This window comes from Providencia sp. Me31A (genome assembly GCF_050487165.1).
In the GTDB taxonomy this organism is placed as follows: Bacteria; Pseudomonadota; Gammaproteobacteria; order Enterobacterales; family Enterobacteriaceae; genus Providencia.
This window is the reverse complement of sequence record NZ_JBKQGZ010000021.1, coordinates 84,284-94,016: the sequence shown is the minus strand read 5'-3', so window position 1 is coordinate 94,016 and position 9,733 is coordinate 84,284. Positions and strand designations below refer to the sequence as shown.

At 40.6% G+C, this 9,733-nt stretch carries 7 protein-coding genes; 2 read left to right on the top strand and 5 right to left on the bottom strand.

The window, feature by feature from the left end; all coding sequences use genetic code 11:
* Positions 1–457: 457 nt before the first annotated feature.
* The 4 genes from hemG to pepQ all read right to left on the bottom strand — a co-directional run bounded on the left by hemG (position 458) and on the right by pepQ (position 4,477).
* A complete protein-coding gene (hemG, locus tag ACLPIE_RS17140; RefSeq protein ID WP_430262929.1) occupies positions 458–982 on the bottom strand; it encodes a menaquinone-dependent protoporphyrinogen IX dehydrogenase in 525 nt (174 codons plus the stop codon).
* A gap of 66 nt (positions 983–1,048) precedes the next feature.
* Positions 1,049–2,500 (bottom strand): Trk system potassium transporter TrkH, encoded by a 1,452-nt coding sequence (gene trkH, locus ACLPIE_RS17135; protein WP_430262928.1) that lies wholly within the window; start codon positions 2,498–2,500, stop codon positions 1,049–1,051.
* Between the two features lie 28 nt (positions 2,501–2,528).
* Positions 2,529–3,143: an IMPACT family protein gene (locus ACLPIE_RS17130; RefSeq protein WP_430262927.1), complete on the bottom strand. Its 615-nt coding sequence runs from the start codon at positions 3,141–3,143 to the stop codon at positions 2,529–2,531.
* Positions 3,143–4,477: a Xaa-Pro dipeptidase gene (gene pepQ / locus ACLPIE_RS17125; RefSeq protein WP_430262926.1), complete on the bottom strand. Its 1,335-nt coding sequence runs from the start codon at positions 4,475–4,477 to the stop codon at positions 3,143–3,145. Before pepQ ends, ACLPIE_RS17130 begins: the two co-directional genes overlap by 1 nt.
* Positions 4,478–4,734: 257 nt before the next feature.
* Between pepQ and fadB the strand changes: the two genes are divergently transcribed.
* A complete protein-coding gene (gene fadB / locus ACLPIE_RS17120) occupies positions 4,735–6,927 on the top strand; it encodes a fatty acid oxidation complex subunit alpha FadB (protein ID WP_430262925.1) in 2,193 nt (730 codons plus the stop codon).
* A 4-nt stretch (positions 6,928–6,931) separates the two neighbouring features.
* Positions 6,932–8,098 (top strand): acetyl-CoA C-acyltransferase FadA, encoded by a 1,167-nt coding sequence (fadA, locus tag ACLPIE_RS17115; protein ID WP_430262924.1) that lies wholly within the window; start codon positions 6,932–6,934, stop codon positions 8,096–8,098.
* A gap of 931 nt (positions 8,099–9,029) precedes the next feature.
* Here the strand turns inward: fadA and fre are convergent.
* Complete coding sequence (fre, locus tag ACLPIE_RS17110; RefSeq protein WP_430262923.1) at positions 9,030–9,731, bottom strand: NAD(P)H-flavin reductase; 702 nt, start codon at positions 9,729–9,731, stop codon at positions 9,030–9,032.
* Between the last annotated feature and the right edge of the window lie 2 nt (positions 9,732–9,733).

The following is a 9,733-nucleotide window of genomic DNA, read 5'->3' as shown; positions in this document are numbered from 1 at the left end:
AAAGAATGTTTACTGTCGTTTGATTTCCGAAGAAACCAAATTACCTATTAGTTCATATATATGAATTAACGTGTTAGTCACTCTTCAAGACTTAAAATCAAATATTTTTTTGATAGTGTCCTGTGAGCGCCCACACAGATTGTCTGATAAATTGTTAAAGAGCGTTGCAACTCATCTTTCGATGTTCGACACCTAATTTCGTTAACCGGGTCGTTGTTGCGAGGTGTCGTATATTACGTTTTTTATTTAGAAAGTCAAGCATTTATTTTTAACTTTTTCTTTCTCACCTCTGTTATCACGGGGCTTTAAGATTTTCTTCGAGCCGGTTTATCGTGACAACGGATGCGCATTATAGGGAGCCGAAAAAATCTCGCAAGTGTTTTTTTAATATTCTTTATCGACAGCTGGTTTATTAAACAAAAAGCGTAAAATAACTACGTATTGTTGATAATACCACCTATAGACCGTCAAACTCATCGGCAAATATCGCGACACTATCCCAATTGGTATATTCAATTTCAGTGCTAGGGTCAGTGGGGCCATCCGTCATTTTCATGATTAAGCGGATCATTGTCCTATCAAACCATTTATAACGTGGATAAAAGAGCGCTCCAGCGAAAACCGATTTCAATGTTGGCTTCCACGGACAAGCTTCTAAAAACTTACGAGTATATGCGTTAGTTTCTACCGTGTTTTTACCTTCTTTTCTCGCCGTCAGGTTTACAGCAAAAAAAGCCGTTTTCATTGCATTTAGTTGAGTCTGATGCGAAGTTGCAAAACGCAGTAATTTTTTATTGAAATGACCATAACGAATTGATGCGCCCACCAGTACCTTATCATAAGCTGATATGTTAAAACCTTGGTCTGTATTCAAATCACGTATATCACACTCACGCCCTAAGTTACGTAACTGTTCCGCTATTTTTAAAACTATTTTCTTAGTTTGCCCATCCGTACTTGAATGTAAAAGTAAATAACTCATTATCATTCCTAGATTATTATCATTTCTATTATAATTAGAGTGCACTAATAAATAGACTGTATTCAACTATTCACGCCAGAAAGTTGGAGTCAGTAGCACTAATAAAGTAAATACTTCCAAACGCCCAAATAGCATTGTCACCACAAGAATCCATTTACCTGTTGGATTCATGGACGTGAAGTTGTCTGCTACAGTCCCAAGACCTGGCCCCAGATTATTAAGCGTGGTCGCTATCGCTGAAAATGCAGAAAATTCATCGACACCTGTTGCGATGAGCAATAATAAGCTAACGACAAAGACAAGGGCATATGCGGAAAAGAACCCCCAAACGGCTTCGATGATCCTTTCAGGAAGTGCGCGCTGTCCCAATTTGATTGTGTAGACCGCATTTGGATGAACTAAGCGTTTTAACTCACGCGAACCTTGTAAGAAAAGTAATAAGATACGAATAACTTTTAATCCGCCCCCTGTTGAACCCGCACACCCCCCCACAAATGCAGCACATAATAGTAGCATCGGTAAGAAAAGAGGCCAGCCAGAAAAGCTGTCTGTCGTAAAACCTGCCGTTGTCGCCATTGATACAACTTGGAAGAATGCCTGATCAAGAGTTTGTCCAAAGGTTCCATAAACTGAGTGGTACATAAGTACTAAGGTACAAATCACCACTAAAACAAACTGGAAGCTGATAAACATTCTGAATTCAGTATCACGCCAATAAATTCCTAGACTGCGCCCTGTTAATACAGCAAAGTGCAAGCCAAAGTTACACCCTGATATAATAAGAAAGACACCAATGATAGTGTTTATCGCAGGGCTATTAAAATAGCCAATGCTTGCATCATGCGTAGAAAAACCACCAATTGCAATTGTCGAGAAGCTATGAGAAATAGCATCAAAAACGTCCATGCCCGCAATCCATAAAGCTACGGCACATATAATCGTCAATAAAACATAAATAAGCCACAACGTTTTTGCTGTTTCGGCAATTCGGGGGCGCATTTTATTATCTTTCAAAGGCCCTGGCATTTCAGCTCGATAGAGCTGCATCCCCCCAACCCCCAGTAACGGTAAGATAGCAACTGCAAGTACGATGATACCCATACCGCCCAACCACTGAAGCATTTGTCGGTAAAATAATATGGCCTTAGGTAAGGCATCGAGGCCAGTTAGGGTCGTTGCCCCTGTTGTAGTTAACCCTGAAAAAGATTCAAAAAAGGCATCAGTGACAGATAAGTTAGGCCTTTCTGAGAAAATAAAAGGTAATGCTCCAACACTTCCCAATACAGTCCAAAACAAGACAACAATGAGAAAACCTTCTTTTGCTTTGAGTTCATGTCGACTATTTCGAGTAGGTAACCACAGAAAAAGCCCAATCAACAAAGCGGTGATAAAAGTTTGGCTAAAAGCACGCCCTGCACCATCGCGATAAATTAACGCAACAATACCCGGTATGACCATGGTAAAAGAGAAGATAATGACAAGCAGCCCGACTATACGGGTTATTGCACGAAAATGCATTCGGCAGGTTCCTTGCTAAAACAGTTTACTATTGAGGTTCTGACGTAAGCGTTAAAGTACCACGACTTATATCACGTAATTTATCATTAGCCTCCTGCTCAAGAGTAGCAGGAATTGCAATTTGCAAAGAGACAGTTTCATTATAATCACTGTGCAAGATCACGCCATTTACCTGAACGAGTAACTGTTCAATCCCATTAATTAACGAATAGTCACAAACTAGGTTAAATACTTTTTGTGGCACTTTAGTTTGCGTTGGTAAAATTTTCAACGCTTGTTGTGCCCCATTACCATATGCTTTAACTAACCCGCCCGTTCCAAGTTTGATTCCACCAAAGTAACGCACAATTACACAGGTGACTTCTCCTAAATTACTCCCCAGTAATTGAGCAATAATCGGTTTACCTGCTGTTCCTGTTGGTTCACCATCATCAGAAAATCCTAATTGTTGAGAGTCATCAGGTCGACCTGCGACAAATGCCCAGCAATGGTGCCGAGCATCTGGGTATTGAGCTTTGATAGATTGAATATAATCTTTCGCAGCCTCAATACCTTCTGTATGTGCTAAATATGTAATAAACCGACTTTTTTTAATTTCCTCAGTAAAGGAGACTGTTTCGGCCGGCACTAAATAAGGTTTCATTAACGTAAGTGTAAATCTCGTGTCATATTTTCAATACTATCCGAATAGATCACGATATTGTCTTCAATACGGATCCCGCCATACGGTTTGAAAAACTCGATTTTATCCCAATTAAAATGTTGGCTAAACTCCCCGTTTCTCCATTCAGATAACAGAGATTCAATAAAGTAGAGTCCCGGCTCAATCGTTAACACCATTTTAGGTTCTATTACACGAGTGCAACGTAAGAATGGATACATTTTAGGAGCGCTAAGATGTGTACCGCTATCATCTTGCATAAACCCTGCTGCATCATGAACTTGCAAACCTAAAGGATGACCTAAGCCATGAGGAAGAAATGGTGTTGTCAGGCCATTTTCTACCATAGACTCTTCGCTAATGTCTTTAATAATATCATGCTTAGTAAGGATTTTAGCAATTCGATGGTGCATATCCACATGGTAATCGGTATAGCGGACACCTGCTTTGATAGTATCGATAAGTGCAAGTTGTTCCGTATTCATGTCTGCAACTAATTCAGCAAACTCATCTTTACCTTTAGCTGCATACGTTCTAGTTATATCAGCAGCATAACCGTTATATTCCGCGCCTGCATCAATCAAGAAGCTACGGAGTTCATTAGGAGCAGTTTGTTGTAACTTGGTGTAATGTAGTACAGCTGCATTTTCATTCAATGCGATAATGTTGCCATAAGGAACATTCGTATCGCGATGACCAGTTGCTTGCAGGTAGCTAATATTAATATCAAATTCACTCATTCCAGTGTGAAATGCTTCTCGTGCCGCAAGATGCCCATTAACCGCCATTTTTTGCGCTTCACGCATGCAATAAAGCTCATAATCTGTCTTATAAGAACGGTGAAAATGATAATAATCGAGAACAGGTTTTGGATTGATATTATGCAACGAGATCCCTAATGACTCAGCTCTTGCTGTTGCAGAACCAATATATGCCACATTTTCTTTCGGTAGATTTGCTAGGAAGACTTTGATGTCATCCGCATTTTTTAAGTGGATAAGCTCTACATCGTTTGTCCAGAAACTATTAGGTAGCGGTTCAACGCTGTGCCAATAGTCAACAGGGGAATAGAACCAGAGCTTCGGTTTATTGATGCCATCAACAAGTAACCATGAATGAGGAACATCCGTAATAGGAACCCAAGCTTTAAAATGTGGATTAACTTTAAAAGGGTAGTCACTATCATCAAGAAAGATGCGTAGTGGTTCACCTGAATGAATCAATATGGCATCTAATTTGCTGCGCTGTAAAACTTGCTGAGTTCTGTGTTGTAGCGTTTTAATATGATCAGCGTAGAGTGCAGTCAGTTTTTCCATTTCCTTCAACCTTTCAGCATTAATTAGAAAATCCAAGCTTACCACGTTCTATTATTAACGGATATGCACCCTATCATGGATCGTTATTAATTAATTGATATATAATACATTTATCATTTAGACCTTTAATTATTTCACTTAATTGCTGTGACCAATCTTCCATTTTTGTCATTAACCATTTGCAATTAATTAACATTCTAGTCACACTCTTTTCATCTGGTCATACCAGATAATATCATCACGTAAAGGAGAGCAGAATGCTTTATCAAAGTGAAACAATCTATGTTCAATGGTTGAAAAAAGGGATTGCAGAACTGGTTTTTAACTCACCAGGGCCAATTAATAAATTGGATACCCACACCGTTGCTTCACTTGATGAAGCCGTGTCTGTACTTGAGCAACAAACCGATCTGCAAGGTGTTATTTTTCGTTCTGATAAACCCACTTTTATTGTCGGAGCTGACATTAAAGAGTTTTTGTCACTGTTCGATGCATCAAAGGAAACACTCAGTGGTTGGTTAGAATATGCAAATAGTATTTTCAATCGTATTGAAGATTTACCCGTACCAACCATTTGCGCCATTAATGGCTATGCCTTAGGCGGTGGCTGTGAATGTGTCCTATCTACAGATTTTCGTATCGCCTCACCAGATATACGCATTGGACTTCCTGAAACTAAACTTGGGATTATGCCTGGGTTTGGCGGATCAGTACGTTTACCTCGATTAATTGGTTTGGATAGTGCTTTAGAAATTATCACTGCGGGGAAAGACGTCAATGCATCCCAAGCATTAAAGTTGGGTCTTATTGATGCGATTGTCGAGACAGAGGTATTGTCACAATCTGCATTATCAGTCCTTGAATCTGCTATTGCAGGTAAGCTCGATTGGCAGAAGAAGCGCCAACCAAAGCTGTCGGCTCTACAGTTGAGTCCGATTGAGCAAACCATGAGTTTTAATGTGGCTAAAGGCATGGTGTACCAAGTTGCAGGAAAACATTATCCTGCACCAATGGCCGCCGTAAACACCATTGAAAAAGCGGCAAACTGTACACGTGATGATGCTTTAAAACACGAAACGGCCACATTCGTTCCCCTTGCACATAGCGATGTTGCCCGAGCATTAGTCAGTATTTTCTTGAATGACCAATTAGTTAAATCCAATAGCAAGAAAATATCACAACACGTTAGCGCTCCTGCACATGCTGCCGTATTAGGTGCAGGTATTATGGGCGGTGGCATAGCCTACCAATCAGCAAGTAAAGGCGTACCTGTTTTAATGAAGGATATCAATGAGAAATCATTGGACTTAGGCGTTAAAGAAGCACAAAAACTGTTAAATAATCAATTCGAAAGAGGAAAAATTACTGCGGCTAAAATGGCAACCACCCTAGCTGCAATACATCCTTCACTTTCTTATGCAGGTATTGAAAATAGCGAGATCGTAGTCGAAGCCGTTGTTGAGAACCCTAAAGTTAAAGCCACGGTATTGTCAGAGGTCGAATCACTCATTTCACCGGATACATTGCTAGCGTCAAACACATCGACTATCCCAATTTCGATACTCGCCAATTCGTTAAAACGCCCAGAAAATTTCTGTGGAATGCATTTTTTTAACCCCGTACACCGTATGCCATTAGTTGAGATTATTCGAGGAAAACAAACCTCTGACGATACTGTCGCGAAAGTGGTTGCCTATGCAAATAAGATGGGGAAAACCCCAATCGTTGTTAATGACTGCCCTGGATTTTTTGTTAATCGTGTTCTTTTTCCTTACTTTGCAGGTTTTAACCTACTACTGCAAGATGGTGCGGATTTCAGGGAAATTGATAACGTCATGGAAAAAGAATTTGGGTGGCCAATGGGGCCTGCTTATCTTCTTGATGTAGTCGGTATTGATACTGCTTTTCATGCTGAGCAAGTTATGGCTCAAGGTTTCCCTGAGAGAATGAGCAAAACAGGTAAAAACGCCATTGATGTTATGTTTGAGCAACAACGTTTTGGGCAAAAAAATGGTAAAGGTTTTTATCAATATGAAAAAGATAAAAAAGGTAAGCCTAAGAAAATTTATGACCCTAAAACCGATGAGTTGTTAAATACGATTAGCCAAACAAAACGTTCATTTACTAAAGAAGAAATTATTGCTCGCATGATGACTCCGATGATCAACGAGGTCGTTCGTTGTTTAGAAGAAGGCATTATTCAGAGCCCATCTGATGCAGACATTGCGCTTGTTTATGGTTTAGGTTTCCCACCATTTAGAGGCGGCGTATTTTGCTATTTAGATACCTTAGGTAGCCAATCTTACTTGAAAACTGCCGAGTCATTAGAATATTTAAGTCCACTTTATCAAGCACCTGCTGGCTTAAAAGAAAAAGCAGTTACTAATGCAAGATATTACCCACTGCCACCTGTAGTGGCCATCGATGTCAAAAAAGTTGCGAGGGGTTAATTTTATGGAAAATGTCGTCATTATTGATGGAATACGTACACCAATGGGCCGTTCAAAAGGTGGAGTATTTCGCCATGTAAGGGCTGAAGACCTTTCTGCGCACCTCATGAATGCTATTTTTGAACGTAATCCAAACGCCAGTAAAAAAGAGTTAAATGACATCATATGGGGCTGTGTTCAACAAACACTGGAGCAAGGGTTTAATATTGCCAAAAATGCTGCATTACTAACTGATATCCCACATACAGTTCCAGCAGTTACAGTGAATCGCCTTTGTGGCTCATCGATGCAAGCTGTGCATGATGCCAGCCGGCTCATTATGACTGGTGATGCAAACTCGGTATTAATTGGTGGAGTTGAACATATGGGGCACGTACCAATGACCCATGGTATTGATTTCAACTCCAAATTAACATTGCGTGTCGCAAAGGCCGCGGGAGCCATGGGTCTGACCGCTGAGATGTTAGCAAAAATGTACAAAATTAGTCGTGAAGAACAAGATTCCTTTGCCCTACGGTCTCACCAATTAGCAGCACAGGCAACAAAAAATGGAAAATTTAATAATGAGATCGTTTCTATCAATGGACATGATGCCAATGGCAATCTTATTTCGGTTGATTATGATGAAGTAATCCGTTTTGATGCGAGTCTGCAAGGTTTGGCTGCGCTTCGCCCCGCATTTGACCCTGTAAGTGGTACTGTCACCGCAGGAAATTCATCAGCTTTATCCGATGGTGCATCTGCCATGTTATTAACCAGTGAGCATTACGCCAAACAAAACGGAATAAAGCCCAGAGCTAAAATTCGAGCAATGGCCGTAGTAGGTTGCGATCCGTCGATAATGGGTTTTGGCCCAGTACCCGCCAGTGAATTAGCGTTAAAACGTGTGGGGCTGTCACTGAATGACATTGATATCATTGAGTTAAATGAGGCATTTGCGGCACAATCTATCGCCTGTCTAAAAGGGTTGAAATTAACCGAAAATCAATTAGATGAGAAAGTAAATCTTAGTGGAGGAGCTATTGCTTTAGGTCATCCTCTCGGGTGTTCAGGAGCAAGGATCACAACAGCTTTACTCAACCAGTTAGAACAAAAAGACAAGCAATTTGGTTTAGCAACCATGTGTATTGGATTTGGCCAAGGTATCGCCACAATTATTGAACGTGTTTAGCATTAGTTTTCGCAAACATTGCGTTTTGTCGATGTTCCCGCCTAGTCAGGGGCGGGTTTTTTTATCTTTTTCTGACAGAATATCTGTAACTCATTACCCGATTATAGGTAGGCGGCAAACGAAGATATCACTAGGCGCGTAGATAACGACGTGACTAGAAGAGCTGGGTGAAGCTAGCACTCCTACCGTTTGAAATACTTCTATTTTAAACACAACCCAAGCAGGCTTAACCCTCATCGTTCAGATTGTAGGTAGGCGGCAAACGAAGATATCCCTAGGAGCGTAGATAACTACGTGACTAGGGGAGCTGAGTGAAGCCAACAACCCTACAATTTGAAATATGGCTATTTTAAAAACAATCCAATCGCAGGTTTAACCCTCATAGTTCAGATTGTAGGTAGGCGGCAAACGAAGATATCCCTAGGAGCGTAGATAACGACGTGACTAGGGGAGCTGAGTGAGGCCAACACCCCTACAATTTGAAATATGGCTATTTTAAAAACAATTCAATCGCAGGTTTAACCCTCATAGTTCAGATTGTAGGTAGGCGGCAAACGAAGATATAACTAGGAGCGTAGAATAACTACGTGACTAGGGGAGCTGAGTGAAACTAACCCCTTGCAATTTGAAATATGGCTATTTTAAAAACAATTCAATCGCAGATTTAACCCTCATAGTTCAGATTGTAGGTAGGCGGCAAACGAAGATATCCCTAGGAGCGTAGATAACTACGTGACTAGAGGAGCTGAGTGAAACTAACCCCTTGCAATTTGAAATATGGCTATTTTAAAAACAATTCAATCGCAGATTTAACCCTCATCGTTCAGATTGTAGGTAGGCGGCAAACGAAGATATCCCTAGGAGCGTAGATAACTACGTGACTAGGGGAGCTGAGTGAGGCCAACACCCCTACAATTTGAAATATGACGGGCTAAATGAATTCGTAAGCATCACCAAACAACTGCTCAGCTTTAGCATTACGCTCATTACAAAAACGGTCTCTGGCGATTTTAGCCATTTCAAAACGCCCGGCAATATAAATATCATGAGCAGATAAATCACCAAAATCCTCTAATACTGCGCTAAGCACGGTACCTGTTCGCCCCCGCCATAACTCATCTGGCTGTTCAACGACTGGCGTAATTTTTAGGTTTGGATGGTTTTCACTTAAGGCTTGGAGTTCTCCAAGATCATACAAATGCTCTAATTGACGACCACCCCAGTAGAAAGTGATATCACGGTTAGGGTTTTCAGCTAAAGCCGCCAATAGTACTGAATGGGTATAAGAAAAACCTGTACCACCTGCAATTAAAATCATTGCATTAGAGCTGTTTGCTCGAAACCATGCTTTTCCGTGAGGTATATCAATATCAATACGCTTACTCTCTAAAATTCTATCCATGACAGCCATCGCATATAAATTGATTTCGGATGCACCTATATGTAGTTCAATAGTTTCTTTATTATGAGGAGTGGAAGCCATTGAAAATGGTCGCTTATCTCGCTCATCCATCACGACCATTAAATATTGCCCCGCTTTAAAGTGAAAGGGACCATCTGGCAACAAAATAACCCGATAAACCGTATCCGTGATAGATTCGACAGATGTAACTTTACAGCTTAAAGTTGCCATGA